An 18846-nucleotide genomic window follows, 5' to 3' on the forward strand; every position below is an offset into this window, starting at 1 on the left:
CTTTGTGCGAGCTAACCTTTGAAGGGACAGCTCATTGAACTTCAACACAATATAGCTAGCCGCCTCAAAAGATCGGCTGTTTTTTGTTTTTGAAATAGAGCAACGCGCTAATCAAAACGAACAATAAGGTGAAGTAATAGAAAAACGAAGACAGTGAAGCTAAGAAAGCGAGGTTCTGTTCTATTTCTTGTTCGGTGTAGCCCTGAGACACCAGTTTATAGTAGTAAGCGTACAAAATGCCGATCAGCCCATATCCGAGATTAAACATCAGGCCTTTAAAGCTGAGGACAGTGGCTCGGGTGTGTGATTCGGTTTTTTTATTCAGGTGGTAGCTAATGAAAATGTTCATCGTCATGATAATAAAAATCAGTACTAGTGCTGGAATAACCCCGTAAATCGTCCAACCTAAACTGATCCAATAATAAGTCGCCATGCTTGCTAAACCCATAACCACAATGAAGGTTTTAGGCTCCATGCTTTCTGCTAGCCTACGGCTTTGCCCCGCCAATATGATTTTAAGCAAACTGATCCCCGCGCCAATAAAACCGAAGTAGATAATAGGAATATCGATGGCGAGATAATATTGGCTGTTCATGGTTAGGAACATTCTTGAGGTGTGTTCGAACAGGCTGTAATACAACAACATGAACAGCACGTAAGGCGTAGCAAGTACCCACTTACCTGTGTCAGCTGTTAATTTAAGGCTGGCGATGGTGGTTGCCAATTTGGTTTGGTCGCTTGGCATTACCTTTTTCTCTTCGCGCATATTAATCGCGGCATAGATGGCGATCATCGCTACAAATAGGGTGGCGAACACAGGAATACGCATCAGATCTTTAGTGCTTTCTGGTTCAGATAGTCCAAGGAAATGAAAGATGTTCGCCATAAAGTTCACGTCGTACATCGCCGCGCCAATTAGTGTGACAAAGATACCGACCGTTGAGGCGACACGAAGCTGAATTTGCAGCACTCGCGGCCACAACTCTTCATTGCCTTGTTCCTTTAAGGTGTCGTAAGCCAATGCCTCGTCAGCACCGCTGGCCAGTGCCATCGCTAAGCCACTGAGAATCCGGTTAATTAGAAAGACTATGAATACCAAGTCGGGGTTTCCGGTTGGTACTAGCGCTATCATGGCGATCTCAACAAACATCACAATCGAAGACAGCACCACCAGTTTCTTGCGGCCTAAGGTATCGGCGAATGCACCCGACGGTACTTCAGCAAGCACAATGGTGGCCGCCCAAACTACATTGAGCATCGCGAATTGAGACAGGGTTAACCCGTAATCTAAATAAAGTAGGGTGAATATAGGGTAGTAAAAACGCGCAAAGTAGCTGCTTCTAAACATTAAGAAGTAGCGGACATTGGGAATGTTAAGGATCTCTTTGAGCGTCATGATAATTTCAGTAATTTAGATAACACATTATTATGTATAACCCTTTTACTCTTTTAAATCATGGAATTGTTTCAAGAATCAGAAAAACAACTAGTTGAGTTTATTTCGCAGCGCCTTTGACGGCTAGAAAGGTAGCAGGATTAAAAAGAGGAGCGCTGAGGCTCCTCTTTTATCGTAGGCCGCAGTGAACTTTATCGTTAGTACATAGACTTAACGGCTAGTCCACGCGCTTAAAGTTAGGCAATAAGGTTTCTGGCTGTTGCGCTACAAATGCTTTACTTGGTGAGTAAGCGCGGAAGTAAACAAACCAGTTTTCATCTTCTCGGGTTTGCACCCAATTCGCTTCATTTACACCAGCAGGCTTAGTTGGCGAGAAGTGGAAGGTGTAATTGCCTTGCGAATCTTTAACTGTCCCTTCAATGTTAGAACCCACGTCGGCACGCTCAATTTCGTTGTCGATGATGGCGCGGTTCTCGACGTTGTAGACAGTGATGGTCCAGAATAAATCGGCGAAATTTACATCTCCATCTAGCGTCAAAGTATAGTGGTTACTGCCATTTAGCCCTTTGCCATTGTCGTCACGGTAGTTGTCTAGGTAGATCTGTCCCCAACCGCCGTTCTCAAATCCATGCATTGCAATGTCGTTAGTGACGGCTTCATAAAACCAAGCTGCACGTCCATCGAGGTCCATACCATAGTGACGGTCTTGGTTTGGTGTTGAAGCCGTTGCGATTTCCCACGAATTCCCTTCTTTGCCATAAGCCGCGTGTGGTAGGCGTTCAGTCTTGTTGAAATCGATGTTTTTAACCATAGCTTCACCCATGATTACAGCTTGTTCTAAGATGTCACGCTGCTGAGCTGATGGAGTAAATGCTTTGCCTTTTTCAATACCTAGTGGGCGTAACATGTCGTGCATCATGCGGTCGCGCTCTGCTACAGGTTCGGCTTGGATCGCTTCATTCAAGGTCTCCCAAAATGCCATACCACGTGGGTGCTTAGCATCGTCACCACGTTCAGGGAAGTTCACGCCTTTGCTACTGAGCGGCTTGCCGTTAAGGTCAGTAATTTTTAATGCTTCTAAGTCTTTCATACGTTGCTGATCTGACTTAGCCATTAAGCGAACACCCAAGAAAACATTATTGGTATCAGACTCAAATACTTTTGCGCCTTTTGGCAGGTTACTCGGCGTTTCAGAACCTTTCGCTTTTACCACGTAGACGCCCGGCTCAGTCATCTGAGAAATACCGATTTGCCACATGGTGTGTACCGCGCCACGCAGTTCATTTGTGGGTATTTCTATAACAACGGGCTCTTTCTCTACGTTAAACCAAGTAATCGCGTAAGGCGTAGAGGTATTGTAAGTTAAACCTCCTAGCTTAGATTCATGAGACTCAACATAAGTAATTTGACCATCCTCTGCCCCCATGTCGGCATAGGCTTGTTTCCATGCGTAGTTTGACACCAAAGGCACGGACCAAATGTAAGCTTGTGAGGCGCGTTGATAGTCCATCAGTTCAAACAGTTTTGCAGAGCTTTCTTGTGTTGGAATGCCATGAAGAAAGTCGGTTTCGAAAGTAAAGTCACCTGCACGCGTTTGGATCGTTTCTGTCGCATCACCGTTGCCTGCTATCGCTGTGGCTGAAAACAAGGCTGTTACAGAAACTAGCATGGCAGCTGAGCGTAATGGGCAAGTGAAACTACCAACAAAGGCTTTAGATATCATATTCATAATGTGTCCTCAAAACTCAAAATTATTCGTCAAAACGGGAATGGCTCGTCGAACAGAAATCATTGGTTCAAACTGAAAGAGCTCATCCAAGCAGAAAGTGACTGCTTAAAACTGATAGTTAAATTCGATGCGGTGATCACCGTCTTCGATACTGGTGTTTTCTGTCCAATTTGCAAAATAACGAACGTTCGCCCTTGGGTTAATCTGGTAGCTCGCAGCAAACTCATGTGCGAGTACAGAATCACTGCCCTCGAATCCATAATCTTTGAACGTTGATGAACCAGACATCGTGCCTAAATACATAGGGTTATAGTTCAACCAAATCTTGTCGGTAAGTTGCATTTTTGCGTACATACCCGCCACGTAGAAAGTGCCGTGCATGTTGTAGCGATCACGAAGTTGATCCGCGTCGAGGTTGCCTCCAGAGCCTTCAACCAACTCCTCACCTGAAGCAACACCAACACCCGCAAGCGGATAGAAGTTAAACATGCCCATTTGTGGAAGAGCCTGTATAAAGCTGTATGACGCACTACCTTGATTACTATCGAAATCCCAAGACATATCGACTTGTGTGCCTCGACCATTGGTTAAGTCTACGCCGAAGTTTCTGAAACGAATCGAATCGATACTGTCATCTGCGCCTCGGTCATTCCAACCAATGGCTTCACCAGCGATGCCTTTGACTTCGAAGACATTCATACCCATGGTCGTATCGCTACCAGTGTCATAGGTTTGCCCGATTTTCAGGTTTAAGCCTTTGTCTGTGTAACCGAAGCCACCTTGTGTATAGACGGCTAACGGGTCTGACATATCTTGAATTTCGGCTTCTTCCGCGAACGCGACACTTGCCAGAAACAAAGGAGTTAGAGAAAGGATTGAACGTTGTAATAACATAGATGCCTCATAAATTTATCTCACTACATCCGTGTACTGCGTGAAGGTGAGGTAACTATACAAAGTGGACATCGTTAAGTTAATTTATATAAACTTAATCATTCGTTAAGTAATGATTTATGGTTTGGGTATGAAACTGAATAATGTCGATTTGAACTTATTGAAAGTGTTTGTGGTGGTGTATCAGGAAAAAAGCTTGCGCAAAGCAGCTGAAAAGCTGTTTGTCTCGACACCAGCGGTAAGCCAAAGCGTCAAAAAGCTTAAGGAATCGTTAGGTGAAGAACTATTTGTTTTGTCCAATAAGCAGTTTCTCCCGACGCCTTATTCTGATGAACTGTATCGACGTGTTTTTCCACTATTGGACGGGTTGGTCACGGCGATAGAAGAGGGTAAACAGTTTACTCCTGCCGAACTAAGCGAAGATTTTAAGATAGAGGCGAACCCGCACCTTTTGCCTTGGTTAACACCCTCTCTGTTTCATCAACTCTCAGATGAAAGTCCACTTTCGAGGTTGATTAGTCATACTAGCTCCCAAGATTCACTGGAAAGACTTAAGAGTGACGAGATTGATTTTGTTATTCACTTTGAAGCTGAAAACCTGCCCGCCGAGATCATTGCTGTGCCTCTCGTGACCCTAAAATTTGTATTGGCAGTAAGAGTCGACCATCCTTTTAAAGAGGATGTAGCACAGATTGATGATTTGTTGTCCTTTCCATTTGCGCATGTTGACCTTGCTTACTTCGATCAAAACAAACACTCGCGATTGGAAGAAGAAGTTTTAAGCCAAGGTAAATCGATTAATATGGCGCTTCGAACGACGTCAGTTGTTGGGTTAATAGAAACGATTAAGCATTCCAACATGATCGCACCCTGCATGCCTCCGGTGATCGAACAGCACAAGGGAGTATTGCGCTCCATTGTGATTGAAGGATTAGAAGAAGATGCAGAGAAAATGGAGGTATTTGCCTATCTTCATAAGAAAAACCAACATTCTGCCAAATACAAGTGGTTACTGGATTTGATCGAAACGGCGATGATTGAGGCCAACCATCAGTGAGTTCTAATCGTTTTTTTTAATTGATTCACTTAACCGTAGTCAGCTATTCATTTTCTGTTTCTTTAGAAGCGTTTGGCGCCCAGCCTTTCTCTAGCCAGTTGTCCAGTAGGTGTTGCAGTGCGTTCAAAGAGGTTGGCTTCTCTAGGCGACCGTCCATCAGTTTTCTGATCATGTCTAGCTCTCGTTGTCCTGATTCACCAGACAAAGCAATAATTGGTGTTTGAGGTGAGCGCGCCTTGATGATCTGGCTTGCGTCAAAGCCATTCATTATCGGCATTTGTACATCCATTAAGATCAAATCAACTTTGTGTGATCTGAACAGCTCGACAGCATTTTCCCCGTTTTTAGCTTGCAAGCTATTTACGCCAAGTCGGCTCAGGTACATCTGAACAAGCGTGCGTTGCACTTCTTTGTCATCAACAATAAGTACCGTCGGTGCAAGATGGCTTGATGCTGGTTGATTTTCTGCTTGCGTGCGTTCTGTTTGCTTACTTTCTGTTAGCGTACTTGCCGGTTCAGGTTCTATATCACCGCTTGGAGTTTGGCTCTCTGGTTTTACATCAGCTTCGGCTTTATCTTCCGTCGATTGGTTGTGTTTCCAACCGTTGAAATAAGGCGTACGCAGCGTCTCCGCTTTTGGAGCATTGGGTACAATAGGGAAGTACAGGTGAAACTCAGTAAATTCACCAAGTTTGGAATGGCATTCTACTCTGCCACCAAATGAGCGCATCACTCGTTGGCAATAACCCAGTCCTAAGCCGCTACCACCGCTTTTTTGGAAAGAGAAAAAGTCATCAAAGACCTTATGAACAATGGCTTCGTCAATGCCGGGGCCGGTATCACGAAATGTGAGAACGTTCTCGTAAGATCCTGTTTTGGTGCTGATCTCAATTTGGCTGTCTGGGTAAGAATCAAAGTAATAGATTGCATTGCGTATCAGATTGAAAATGACGAAGTTGAATAGAGTTTCATTTAGTTTTGCCACAAAATCAGCGTGTTGTGGTAAACGAATTCGCTCAATGATCTTCTCGTTCTCAAAGCCATAGTGGCTGACGGCTTGGTCCACGGCCTTGTGGATAGATGTCATGGTGATTGGTCCATGCTCAGGCGAGCTGTCACTGACTTCTCGTAAGATGATATCAATCAGTTGCCGCCCGCGTTGAATCGCTGCTTGGCCATTCTCAATGTCAGTCAAGATTTGTTGAGTTGGTGCTTGATTATCAATGTGCTGCTTTAACACCTCAAAATGCAGTTGCACTTGAGCGAGTGGGTTACGCATCTCATGAGCGATCGAGTTAGCAAGAGCACGACTTTGGCGAATTCGTCTATCGGCTTCGATGGTGCTTTGTACACGCGTTAACAAGGTTTGCAGTGCAGAGATTTCTTCATTAGAGAACATACGATTGTTGCTTTTGTGCGATGATACTAGCAAGTGTGTGACTGATTTTTTGTGTCCGAATAGTGGCATTACCAACGCGGTGTTGTTTGAACTCATCTTGTCATAAAGTGCTTTTAGCGGCCGTTTAGCGAGCGCAGTATCATCTAGCTCTTCAGAAAGCTCATCGAACACTAGAACGGACTCTTTGCTAGATAGGTAATCTTCGTAGAAGGTTTCGTTGTAATTACTGTTAACTAGTCGAAGCTTATCTTCTGGGATTTGCAGTTGGCGACCTAAACGACGCATGGCATCGTCAATCGACAACTTAAAGCCTTCTTCTAATGCGAGTATCTGTTGTACCGGTGTCTTTTTGTTTCTATAGACAAGCAATGAGGAGTAAGGACTTACACGTTTGTAGATTGGACTCCATGTAATGCCGATAATCGCGCAGATGGGTATCGCTAATAGCCATTGGTTACCGTCAGTTAGGGGAATAAATACCGTACAAAAAGGTATCACTAAAATTGCACACACCAGCAGCACATTAAGGCTTATGTATGTAAGGTATTTGAAACTGTAGAAGCGAGAGGTCAGCAGAGCATAGCCTACAAATAACATCTCACTGAGCGACAACGCTGGGGGGAGCCAAGTGAGCGAGAAATCACGTAGGAAATAGGCAACGCCAATGTGAATCGTTGCTGTAGATAGCATGAATACCAAGATGCCTGTAATCATGTAGTTGGCTTTGGCTAATGTTAGCTTGCTGCTATTGGTACGCATGGTCACTAGATTAGTCAGTGTAAGGGCAATCAAGCTGATAACCCCCATGAAAAAATAGGGTGTATGCGGACCAAACTCGATCACGAATTGGCTTGGAGCAATAATGGTGACATCTTCTACCGTTAACCCTGGGGTCAAATTGATATAGAAAGAGTAGCCCGTCATGCTCGCGAGAATGGTTTGTTGCCACCTATGGATTTTACCACTGCGGTTTTCGGCTGCGAGCTGACACGAGAAGTAATACGCAAAGGCAAAAGCAAGGAAAGAGCTGAGGTTGGCCAACTTTGCTGCGAATATGGCTGCTGTGGTACCAAGTCCAGGCAAAAAGCCGGTGTGGAAGTAGGCATTACTGCTGATCCACGTAATAATACAGATGGAATATGCGATGTAAGGTACATGGTGTGTCCCCACTATCGCTTCGTTCTTTTGTTTAAGGCGATAACAATAGTAGAACAGCCACATTACAACAACAGCGACCGTTGCAAGCAGAGTGATGGCTTTAGCAAAGAATATCGCCTCTAGCCCAAGATCAAACGTCTTCATATTATTTGCCACGCTGTATTTTTATTTTCACGGAGGCACCGTCTATAGTCTCGAAAGTTGACATGATTGAATGCCTTCAACATCAGTTCAATATTCCATAACCCGCGGTAAGTCAGTAAGTTCGTTTCGTTCAAGTCACAAGACCCTAGCGGCAAGTATGCTTGTGGTTCGATAGCCTTGTAAAAATTGAGTATCAAAGGTTGATCTATAATGGTGAAACCAATTTTATAGCTCGCTTGATGTAACAAGTTAAGCATCTCTTTTTGAGCAAGATAAAGGAAGTAGACTTTTTGTTGAATATTTCCACTCACGGTTAGGCGTAGAATTTCACATACAGCTTGCATTTCGGCTAATTGTAATTGGAACTTATTATCGAACTCTGGAATAGAGTCACACTTTGATAGGGCCGGTTGAGTAAAAATATGTAGCTCTGTCAGTCCCTTATAACCACGTCTGGATAAACCGTACTTCCATTTGTCGTTGCTAAACATGGGGGCGTAGCTTAGCCAAGTCTCATTTTTTGACCAGTCCTGAATTAGGGCTGAAGAGACTAGGGTTGGAAAGGCTTCATCTGTTGGGTGTTTGAGTAGAATAAAGTGCTTACCTGTTTGTGATAAGTGGAGTAAAGGCAGCATCTCATACCACTTCTCACCTTTAATAAAAACCTCAAGGTTGCTTAAAGCAATAGCATCGTTGATTGGTATTCCTTGAGGGCGACTTGGCGTTTGTACTAAGAGTGGGCTATTTTCTATTTGGTCAATGATTACACCATAGTAAGCACTATCTTTAATGGGCAGATCTATAGGATAAGGGGCATGGGTGCTCAATGGTAATTTTGCTTTGATTGCGGAAATTTCACATTCACACCAAAAGTCCAACCAATGCATATAGCATTGTCCTACCGCTTCCTCTAAGAGAGCAACTTCTGCGGACAAGGTATTTGGATAGCGCTGAACCAGATCGCGGTAGTCCATCACTTCAAACATTACTGAGTCGCTTTTTGTTTGATGTTCAGGGAAAAGCAATTCTATTTGGCTTCGACGATGTTCTGCCACTGTTTTGAAAAGAGCCGTGCGCTGTTGCGGTTGATAAGTGTCGAGTACGAGTTCAACCAGAGCGTGTTGTTTTTTTTCGATAGGCAGGCTGCTAGCCAACAGTGAACCTAAAGACGACATTAATTCCATGTAGTGAACCGCCTAAGTTTATCTAATTATTTTTATGTGACTTGTACCCGTTTATGAGAGATGTATCTATGGCTGATGTTTGAGAGTAGTTACTTTATAAAGTTGTCCTAACTTTTTGTGCGTTTAGTTTCTCAAAAACAAGCTGCATTTAAAGTGGGAGTTTACTACTTGTACTAATCCTAAACAACATGGTTTCGCCATTTTTCAATCAATTCATGAACCCCTAAATTAGTGTATTCTCAAATACTTACTTGTCTGCTTATTGTCCGGCTTTGGTTTTCTGACAGTGCTCTGTATTTATAGATTAGTTACACCATAATCTCTGATGAAGTGATGACATTCGAGGTTTAAGCTTGCCTGCATATGAAACATCATTACGGGTAATCTCTCGTAAATGACTGACTGAATGAACGATGTAGAGAGGATTTATGAAAAAAGTACGATTAACATCATTACTTGGATTAGCAACTGTGTTTAGTGTTGCTGTGTTAGCTGGATGCAGTCAGGAGTCTGATGCTCCCGTGCAACCGCAAGAGAAAGCGAATCCGATCTGTAGCACTAAAAACCTGACAGGTGGTTGGTCGCAAAGCGCTATCACACCACAAGCTAAGCAAGCTTTAGACGCAGTTCTTAGTCAAATGAACACTTCAGCTGAGCTCAAGCAGATCTTGAGTGTTCGAACTCAGGTTGTCGCGGGTTTGAACTATGCGATCGAGTTTGAAATGGATAATGGTCAGGTGTGGAATACTGTTGTTTATCGTTCACTTCAAGGTGATATCGAAATGACGCAAGCTGCACAACAAGGTCGCTTGTGTCCGTTGATTAACTAGTCTATTGACTTACATGTCTATTGTTCAACTAACCCATTGATTAACGAGCATGTAAATAACGTCACACATAAAAAGGGCTCCTAGATTAGGAGCCCTTTTTTATTCTGAATCGTACTGACGTAATGAACCTGATTAACTGGTCAGTTCCGGCTCTGATAGCTCTGGTTCATAAAGCTCTTGCACACAAGCACGGCTGATGTCTTCATCAATGTAGGCCATTCCAAGCTTATTGAGATAGTCCATACGATCCGCAGTGCGCAGTTCGATGTCTGGGCCTGCGATGTTGTTCTCTTGATAGATCTTAGTTAAGTGAGCCATGAATTGCTCGCCAACACTCATCATTAATAGGCTCATTGCGCCAACGTCAGGCCTTACTTTGGCACGTTGTTTATCCGTTAAATTTACCGCTAACACGATAGGGCGCTCTTCACCCTCAAAACGAGTGCTGCGCTCGCGAATGGTTTGCTGAGCCCAGTAGTAGGCCAGTTCTTTGCTCTGGGTAAGAAACACTGGTTCAACGGATTCGGTGTAGTTGTTGCCAATGGTTGCCATGGTTTTTGACGCGGCTTCATTGAGTGCTTTGTCTCCTGAGCGTTTCAGCCCTTGGCCTTGGATTGAAGCGAGCAAGGCTGAAGATGTGCCGTGATACCAAGTATCACCAGTCGCGAAACCATTTTCTGACAGCAGTGTTTTAGCATCTTGTAGGTGTGTCGGTATTGAAGTCATAGGCACTCTCAATAAATAGGCATATCAATAAATAGGAAAATCAACAAACAGGAATGTGATCAGTTTAAACAGAATTTTTCAGGGTCACAGTGGTGTGGAACACAAATCTGAGGCTTTGAGATGAAGCCGGCAGTACAAGCTTGATCCCAAAACCTCCTCCCTCCCAGCACCTAACAGGGAAAAGGGAGGGGGAGATTCTAGAAGGGAAACGCTGTTAACGATTAATCAAATTGATTAGACGTATTCGCTTCACCCGCTGCTTTTAGTGCATTTTCACCAGCAAAGTATTCTTTGTGGTCATCACCCATGTCTGAACCAGACATGTTTTGGTGTTTAACACATGCAATACCTTGGCGAATCTCTTTACGTTGAACATTTGCAACGTAGCCCAACATGCCTTGGTCACCGAAGTATTCTTTTGCAAGGTTGTCGGTAGACAGTGCTGCTGTGTGGTAAGTCGGCAGAGTAATCAAGTGGTGGAAGATACCCGCTTCGCGAGATGCGTCCGCTTGGAATGTACGAATCTTCTCGTCAGCGCTTGCAGACAGTTCAGTTTCATCGTATTCCGCACTCATTAGGCTTGCACGGTCGTAAGCTGATACATCTTTACCTTCTGCTGCCATTGCATCGTATGCTTGTTGGCGGAAGTTTAATGTCCAGTTGAATGATGGAGAGTTGTTGTAAACCAGTTTCGCATTAGGGTGTACTTCACGTACGCCGTCCATCATCTCTTTGATTTGACCGATGTGTGGTTTCTCAGTCTCAATCCAAAGAAGGTCAGCACCCGCGTTGATTGCTTCAATACAGTCGAATACACAGCGGTCTTCACCCGTACCTTCGCGGAATTGGTATAAGCCTGAAGGCAGACGCTTAGGACGAACTAGCTTGCCGTCACGGTTGAAGCAAACATCACCTTCAGCCATATCTGCAACATCAATCTCTTCAACATCTAGGTAAGAGTTGTAGATGTCACCTTGGTCGCCTGGCTCTTTCACTACCGCGATTTCTTTTGTTAGGCCAGCACCTTGTGAATCGGTACGAGCAACGATGATGCCGTTGTCGATGCCTAGTTCAAGGAAAGCGTAACGAAGTGCTCGAAGTTTTGCGTGGAAGTCAGCATGAGGAACCGTTACTTTGCCGTCTTGGTGACCACATTGCTTCTCATCGGCTACTTGGTTTTCGATTTGTAGACAACATGCACCCGCTTCAATCATCTGCTTAGCCATTAGGTAAGTCGCTTCTGCGTTACCGAAACCTGCATCGATATCCGCAATGATTGGTACTACGTGTGTTACGTGGTTGTCGATTTTGTCTTGGATTTGGTCTTGTCGATTCACATCACCCGCTTCACGTGCTGCGTCTAGTTGACGGAACAAGCCACCTAGTTCACGAGCATCCGCTTGACGTAGGAAGGTGTATAGCTCTTCTACTAGGCCAGCAACTGACGTTTTCTCATGCATAGATTGGTCTGGAAGTGGACCGAAGTCAGAGCGAAGTGCTGCTACCATCCAACCTGAAAGGTATAGGTAACGACGGTCTGTCTTGCCATCAAAGTGCTTCTTAATAGAAATCAGCTTTTGTTGGCCGATGAAACCGTGCCAGCAACCCAGAGACTGAGTGTATTGAGAGCTGTCTTCGTCGTAAGCCGCCATGTCTGCACGCATAATATCTGCCGTGTATTGCGCAATATCCAGACCTGTTTTGAATTTGTTTTGAGCTCGCATACGAGCTGCAGATTCAGGGTTGATTGCATCCCATGGAGCACCAGCAGCGCTTTTTGCAACTTCAATCTTTTCGATATCTTGTGTAATTTGCGACATAACTATTCCTTAGTTTCACGTGGACATGTTGGCCAATTTGGCGAGGTCATTTGATTTGGATTAAATCTAACCATGGACAAAGAATAACCATGTATGTGATAATTTTGTTAATTTATAGTTATTATATTCGGTATTTTTCTTATGAATATTGCTCGTATAGACCTTAATTTACTTGTGTATTTAGACATGTTGCTACGTGAAAGAAACGTAACACGAGCAGCAAATCAGTTAGGAATCACTCAGCCAGCCATGAGTAATGGCCTGCGTCGATTACGTGATCTATTTGAAGACCCGCTGTTGGTGAGAACCAGTGAAGGGATGATACCGACCGAGCGAGCACATAAACTGCAGCCATTGATTAGAAACATCTTGGCGAATGTAGAAAAGACATTGCAGCCGACCACGGAATTTAATGCAGAAGACAGTGAACGTGTGTTTCGTATCATGGCGAGTGACTATGCTGAGTCGACCATTATTCAGCCGCTATTAAAAAAGTTGAGCGAGATAGCACCGAAAATACGCTTGGATATTATGACGCCAAGTGACGTGAGTTATCAGGATGTGGAGCAAGGCACTGTTGATATTATCATCAACCGTTTTGACGATATTCCACAGTCGTTCCATCAGATGAGCCTTTGGCACGACGGGTTCTCTTGCCTATTTAGTTGTGATAACCCGATAGCGGACAACTTCGATATTTTGTCTTATCTAAAGGCGCAACATATCTGGGTAAGTAAGACGGGTATGGGCACCGGCGTTGGGATTAACCCAAGCGAAGCGCAAAAGCTTGGTTGGATAGATGAAGCATTAATGCGCATTGGCAAAACGCGTAATATCACGGTGTTCACACGACACTACCTGTCGGCGATTCTCTTCGCTCAACAGAAGAACCTGATCCTGACCATTCCAACCAAAGCAGCACAATTGCAGCGCAACAACCCTCGGTTGTTAATCAAACCTGCGCCATTTGCTATTGAACCCTTTGAGGTGAAGATGGCGTGGAGTCCATTGTTACAAACTAATCCAGACCATCAGTGGATGCGCCGATTGATTAAAAGTGTCGCCAATGAAATAGAGAGTGGTGTGACGGAATAACACAGTTTGCAGGGTATTTTTTATATGAATATCCAGTATAACTGGCATAAATTAGCTAAATTTATGTCCGTTGCGTAAGTTTAAGTTAGTAAAGTAAATTTGAGCTAGTAACGTGAATTTAAGCCAGTTACGTAGATTTAATGAGTAGTCATCAGTTAGTTTGAGAGAGATTTTATGAGCAGTCGTATTCAACAGGGAAGCTTGAACATTGATAGCACCCTCTACCAATTAATTAATGAGCAGGTGATTCCTGGAACAGGCATTATCGCTGAAGACTTTTGGCAATCATTTGCAACCATCCTTGAAGATTTGGCTCCAAAGAACCGCGCATTGCTTATTAAGCGCGACGATCTTCAACATCAAATTGATGTTTGGCATCAAGAGCGTGCCGGACAAGCGCTAGATCCTGTGGAGTACAAAGAGTTCTTACAGCAGATTGGCTACTTAGTCCCTGAGGGCGAAGACTTTCAAGTAACGACTGCAAGCGTAGAGCCTGAAATTGCAACACAAGCGGGCCCGCAGCTTGTTGTACCTATTATGAATGCACGTTTTGCACTTAACGCGGCTAATGCGCGTTGGGGCAGTTTATACGATGCGCTCTACGGAACCGATGTCATCAGTGAAAGTGACGGCGCGGAAAAGGGAGGAAGCTTTAACCCGGTACGCGGTGCTAAAGTGGTGAGCTACGCTCGAGGTTTCCTTGATGATGCTGCACCTCTCAACGGTGTCTCTCATAAAGACGTCACCAAATACAGCATCAGCAACGTCAGCATTGGCAATACACTGACAGCGACCTTAGATAACGGCGAAGAAGTCACTCTGATTGATCGCAACCAGTTCATTGGTTATCAAGGTGATGCGAGTGCCCCTTCAAGTATTCTGCTGAAACACAATAATTTACATATCGAAATTCAAATTGACCCAAGCGCACCGATTGGTAGCGTCGATGTAGCTGGCATTAAAGATGTGTTGGTAGAATCGGCTCTCACCACCATTATGGATTGTGAAGATTCGGTAGCAGCGGTTGATGGTGAAGACAAAGCATTGGCTTACCGTAACTGGTTAGGCTTGATGAAAGGTGACTTACAAGAGTCGCTAGAGAAAAACGGCAAAACCATCGTTCGTAACCTAAATCCCGATCGTCAATACACCAGTGTGACGGGAGGCGAGATCTCGCTGAAAGGTCGCAGCATGTTGTTCATCCGCAACGTGGGCCATCTGATGACCAACCCTGCCATTATTGATGCTGACGGTAACGAAGTCCCTGAAGGCATTATGGATGGCATGATCACTTCGCTAATCGCGATGCATGATTTAAAAGGCAACAGCGCGTACCAAAACTCGACCGCGAACAGCATCAATATAGTTAAACCTAAGATGCATGGTCCTGAAGAAGTCGCCTTCACCAATGAACTGTTTGGCCGTATTGAAGATGCATTAGGGCTAGATCGATTCACGATCAAAGTCGGCATCATGGACGAAGAGCGTCGTACTTCAGTCAATCTTAAAGAGTGTATTCGAGCGGCTAAAGATCGTGTTGTGTTCATCAACACAGGGTTCTTAGACCGAACGGGTGATGAGATTCACACCAGTATGGAAGCAGGACCATTCGCTCCTAAAACACAGCTGAAAACCATGACTTGGATTGGCGCATACGAAGATCAAAACGTTGATCTTGGCTTAGCTTGTGGCCTGCAAGGTAAGGCCCAAATCGGTAAAGGTATGTGGCCAGAGCCGGACAACATGGCGAAGATGATGGATGCGAAAATCGGACACCCACAAGCGGGTGCAAATACCGCTTGGGTTCCTTCTCCAACTGCCGCGACTTTGCATGCTTTGCACTATCACAAGGTGAGTGTTCCTAGCCGTCAGAAAGAGCTTCGTGAACGTGTGAGAGCGAACGTCGACGATATCCTGACTATCCCGCTACTAGGTAATCAAAAGCTGACTGCTAAAGATATCCAAAATGAATTGGACAACAATACTCAAGGTATTCTTGGCTACGTAGTTCGTTGGATTGACCAAGGAGTCGGTTGTTCGAAAGTGCCAGATATTAACGATGTAGGGCTAATGGAAGACCGAGCGACATTGCGTATTTCAAGCCAACACATCGCTAACTGGTTACGTCACGGTATTTGCGAGGAAGCCCAAGTATTGAAAACCATGAAGCGTATGGCAGCAGTGGTTGATGGGCAGAATGCAGGTGATTCTAGCTACCGCTATATGGCGCCAGATTTTGAAAATAGCATTGCTTTCTCAGCGGCTTGTCAGCTGGTATTCGAAGGCTGCGCTCAACCTAGTGGTTATACCGAGCCAGTGTTGCATGCGATGCGACTGAAGCTGAAAGGAACCGCACAATAAATAATAAAAAAAGTAGTACCCCTATTTGAACCGAGCCCAAGGTGCCGCGCTAATTTAGCGCGGCTTTTTTTGGTTTTTTTTGTGTGTGGGAAGGGGAGAGAATGGGGCAGGTTAGTGCTCACTAAGACTTAGTTACTACCAAAGCAAAGATACTTGATATCCATGTATTCATCGATGCCTTCTTTTGCGCCTTCACGACCAATACCTGACTGCTTAACACCGCCGAAGGGCGCGACCTCGGTTGAGATGAGGCCATCATTAATACCGACCATACCGTACTCAAGTGCCTCTGCAATGTTCCATACTCGATGAATGTTCTGACTGTAGAAGTACGACGCTAATCCATAAATGGTGTCGTTGGCCACCTCAATAAGCTCTTCGTCTGTCTCGAATTGCATCACAGGAGCGACTGGGCCGAAGATCTCTTGCTGAACAATGTCCATGCTGTGCTTCACATTTTTAAGAATGACAGGCTGAAGGAAAAGCCCATCAAGCTCTTGAGTTGGCGTCACAGGTGTCGCGCCTTGTTCTACCGCTCTCTCTATTAATGCTTGAATGTTGTTCTTCGCATTCTGACTGACAACAGGACCAATGGTGACACCCTCATCTAAACCGTTACCAATCTTAAGCAGCTGAACGGCTTGGTCGAATTTTGCTACAAACTCGTCATGTACCTTGCTATGAACGTAGAAACGGTTCGCACAAACACAGGTTTGGCCTGCATTACGGAATTTTGAAGCCATTGCGCCTTGAACTGCAGCGTCGATATCCGCATCGTCAAACACGATAAACGGTGCATTGCCACCCAGTTCCATTGAGGTACGCTTAATGCCTTTTGCCGCTTGAGCCATCAAGATACTGCCGACTCGAGTCGAACCAGTAAAAGAGATCTTTTTGATCAGTGGGTGTGATGTGAAAAGCTCGCCAATCTGTTCAGGGCTATCGCCAAGTACGACTTGGAGTAGATCTTTAGGAATGCCCGCTTGGTAAGCCAATTCAACCACAGCAAACGCAGAAAGCGGCGTTTCATCTGAGGGCTTCACAATAAAACTACAGCCAGCAGCAAGGGCAGGAGCGGCCTTACGAGTGATCATCGCAATCGGAAAGTTCCATGGCGTAATGGCACATGCGACTCCGATAGGTTGTTTGATGGTTACCAAGCGTTTGCCAGCGACGGTGCTAGGAATAGAATCACCATAGGTGCGCTTGGCTTCTTCGGCAAACCATTCAATAAAGCTCGCGCCATACACCACTTCGCCCGTTGCTTCTGCTAACGGCTTACCTTGTTCAATGGTCATTAGGCGAGCAAGATCTTCTTTGTTTTCAAGGATCAGTTGATGCCAACCACTTAGCAATGCAGCACGGGATTTAGCGGGAGTTTTTGCCCACTCTTTCTGCGCAACATGAGCGCGTTCGATAGCACTCTCTAACTCTGCCTCAGATGAGATTGGTGCGTGGCCAATAAGCTCACCCGTTGCTGGGTTTGTGACTGCAACTGCGTTGTTCGCTTCTGTCACCATAAAAGAGAGTAAGTGCTGGTTCTTAATGTTTAGCATCGTGATTCCTTTGTTGTGATTACTTTAGACGTGTTGCTTATGTGCGGGGTGGCGTGTGTTGAAATGACTTCGACCAACCGTTGATTGGTCGAAGCTTATGGTTACTACTCAATAATACAGTGTTTCTTGTTTGCAAGACGAAAACACCTACCCTTTTTCTTGAAATGATTACCATAGCGCTGCGTGTTGACTGTGATTGAATCGGTTATTACACAAAATCAAACAACACGTAAAAGTGTGTCTAATGAGCTCTCAGCCCAATTAGATAAAGGGCTGGGGGCGGAAATTCCGGTTTGTGTAAAAAATCAATTTAGTAAAATTCACACTGTGAAATTTTTGTTGTGAAATTGTTTAAAAAATACAAGTAGTATGAAATACATGGAAGCCACACAGTAAAGAACACATTTGAAAAGGGTCAATCAGGATTTTTGACCTACATGAAATTCAAAGCCGTAAGAGGGAAAGATTATGAATATGCTGACACTAGACAAAACAGAACTTCACAGAAACCATTCAACATTTATTGCTGAAGCTGTCTTTGCCGTAGAAATGGTGAAAGCAGACAAGCAACTCGAAAAACAAAAAATGGCGAAACAGTTGCTTGATACTCTATTCCCTCTAGAGGCGGGTTCACACGAAGATGCAGTGAGCTACGAGATTGATTATCGACATGTTCAGGTTTACTTCAAAAACGGCGAGCACACTGGCCTGAAAAGAGCGAAGCACTTTGTCGCTTATGCGGGTGATAAATCTAAACCATCATCAATTCTATTTCGAGACGAGAGTGGAACTCATGTTGAAGTGACAATAGGTGCTCGTAAAGGCACTGGCAACTTAGAGTTGGTGAACATCGAAGACATTCAATTAGAGACATGCACCACGTTTGGCCAAACTGAAGCGAACCTCTCTTCTGGTATTCGCCATTGGGTTAGCTTAGTGAAGGGTGATGAAAGCGGCCGACCAAGCGCATCGAGTGAAGATAAAGAGTTCACTGAAAAGAATGGCGAAGACTACAACCTAGGCTTTTGCTTCGCGATTTAATGTACTGCCTTTGAAATGTGAAGTCTCTATGGCAAGAAGCGTAGTAAGACGTAGCACTGACATTTGAATACTGATTTCTCTTTTACCTTTGGTAATTTCCCCGCCCCTATAGCGGGGCTTTTTTATTAGAGCTATAAATAAATCAGGCTGTTGTTAATATTATCTGTAGAAAGTTTGTATGAGATTTTACGGTGCGTCATTTTAATTTAAAGCACTGTATTTTAAGGTTTTTGTGTGTTTATTTTATTCTGTTTTTATTGGGTTAACTATCACTATCAACGGTGGTTTGGGTGACTATTGAGCTAAAACTCAGTCAAAATGCTTCGACCTGTGCTATAATACGCGCCTTGGGATTGAGCCAGTAAGTCCATTTATCACCAACCATTGTGATTTTTATCGCCTTTATTTAGGTGGTGCGGCGAGCCAATCAAGTAGTAATTGGATATGGAGAGCGTC

Annotated in this window: 13 protein-coding genes; 5 read left to right on the forward strand and 8 right to left on the reverse strand. The window is 44.4% G+C overall.

Annotated elements, in window-relative coordinates; translation table 11 throughout:
• Positions 1 to 64: 64 nt before the first annotated feature.
• The 3 genes from AB6D07_RS11110 to AB6D07_RS11120 all read right to left on the reverse strand — a co-directional run bounded on the left by AB6D07_RS11110 (position 65) and on the right by AB6D07_RS11120 (position 4019).
• Positions 65 to 1396 carry an MFS transporter gene (locus tag AB6D07_RS11110; protein ID WP_372140717.1) on the reverse strand — a complete coding sequence of 444 codons (1332 nt, stop codon included), beginning with the start codon at positions 1394 to 1396 and terminating at the stop codon, positions 65 to 67.
• 217 nt (positions 1397 to 1613) lie between these two features.
• On the reverse strand, positions 1614 to 3125 hold the full coding sequence (locus tag AB6D07_RS11115) for a DUF1214 domain-containing protein (protein WP_009845789.1): 1512 nt from the start codon (positions 3123 to 3125) through the stop codon (positions 1614 to 1616).
• Positions 3126 to 3230: 105 nt separating this feature from the next.
• Positions 3231 to 4019 (reverse strand): hypothetical protein, encoded by a 789-nt coding sequence (locus AB6D07_RS11120; RefSeq protein WP_017102738.1) that lies wholly within the window; start codon positions 4017 to 4019, stop codon positions 3231 to 3233.
• 130 nt (positions 4020 to 4149) lie between these two features.
• Here AB6D07_RS11120 and AB6D07_RS11125 point away from each other — a divergent pair, with 130 nt between their 5' ends.
• Positions 4150 to 5076, forward strand: coding sequence for a LysR family transcriptional regulator (locus AB6D07_RS11125; protein ID WP_009845787.1), 927 nt, complete (start codon positions 4150 to 4152; stop codon positions 5074 to 5076).
• Positions 5077 to 5119: 43 nt separating this feature from the next.
• Here the strand turns inward: AB6D07_RS11125 and AB6D07_RS11130 are convergent, their stop codons facing one another.
• Positions 5120 to 7777: a response regulator gene (locus AB6D07_RS11130; protein WP_032500622.1), complete on the reverse strand. Its 2658-nt coding sequence runs from the start codon at positions 7775 to 7777 to the stop codon at positions 5120 to 5122.
• Complete coding sequence (locus tag AB6D07_RS11135; RefSeq protein ID WP_017102740.1) at positions 7774 to 8961, reverse strand: acyl-homoserine-lactone synthase; 1188 nt, start codon at positions 8959 to 8961, stop codon at positions 7774 to 7776. Before AB6D07_RS11135 ends, AB6D07_RS11130 begins: the two co-directional genes overlap by 4 nt.
• A 428-nt stretch (positions 8962 to 9389) precedes the next feature.
• Here AB6D07_RS11135 and AB6D07_RS11140 point away from each other — a divergent pair, with 428 nt between their 5' ends.
• Entirely contained in the window at positions 9390 to 9791 is a 402-nt protein-coding gene (locus AB6D07_RS11140; protein WP_017102741.1) for a cystatin domain-containing protein, read from the forward strand.
• Between the two features lie 132 nt (positions 9792 to 9923).
• On the opposite strand, the gene AB6D07_RS11145 is transcribed toward AB6D07_RS11140, so the two are convergent.
• Positions 9924 to 10517, reverse strand: a complete 594-nt coding sequence (locus AB6D07_RS11145; RefSeq protein WP_032500623.1) for a hypothetical protein — start codon at positions 10515 to 10517, stop codon at positions 9924 to 9926.
• Positions 10518 to 10738: 221 nt separating this feature from the next.
• A complete protein-coding gene (locus AB6D07_RS11150) occupies positions 10739 to 12337 on the reverse strand; it encodes an isocitrate lyase (RefSeq protein ID WP_017102743.1) in 1599 nt (532 codons plus the stop codon).
• A 141-nt stretch (positions 12338 to 12478) separates the two neighbouring features.
• Here AB6D07_RS11150 and AB6D07_RS11155 point away from each other — a divergent pair, with 141 nt between their 5' ends.
• Both AB6D07_RS11155 and AB6D07_RS11160 read left to right on the forward strand, forming a co-directional pair.
• Complete coding sequence (locus AB6D07_RS11155; protein WP_009845781.1) at positions 12479 to 13432, forward strand: LysR family transcriptional regulator; 954 nt, start codon at positions 12479 to 12481, stop codon at positions 13430 to 13432.
• A 174-nt stretch (positions 13433 to 13606) separates the two neighbouring features.
• Positions 13607 to 15793 (forward strand): malate synthase G, encoded by a 2187-nt coding sequence (locus AB6D07_RS11160; protein WP_017102744.1) that lies wholly within the window; start codon positions 13607 to 13609, stop codon positions 15791 to 15793.
• Between the two features lie 128 nt (positions 15794 to 15921).
• Here AB6D07_RS11160 and AB6D07_RS11165 read toward each other — a convergent pair whose 3' ends face one another.
• Entirely contained in the window at positions 15922 to 17349 is a 1428-nt protein-coding gene (locus AB6D07_RS11165; RefSeq protein WP_017102745.1) for an NAD-dependent succinate-semialdehyde dehydrogenase, read from the reverse strand.
• 468 nt (positions 17350 to 17817) lie between these two features.
• Between AB6D07_RS11165 and AB6D07_RS11170 the strand changes: the two genes are divergently transcribed.
• Positions 17818 to 18390: a malate synthase gene (locus AB6D07_RS11170; protein WP_009845766.1), complete on the forward strand. Its 573-nt coding sequence runs from the start codon at positions 17818 to 17820 to the stop codon at positions 18388 to 18390.
• The last annotated feature ends 456 nt before the right edge of the window (positions 18391 to 18846 follow it).

Source organism: Vibrio sp. 10N.239.312.C11 (genome assembly GCF_041466065.1).
Classification (GTDB): domain Bacteria; phylum Pseudomonadota; class Gammaproteobacteria; order Enterobacterales; family Vibrionaceae; genus Vibrio; species Vibrio tasmaniensis_A.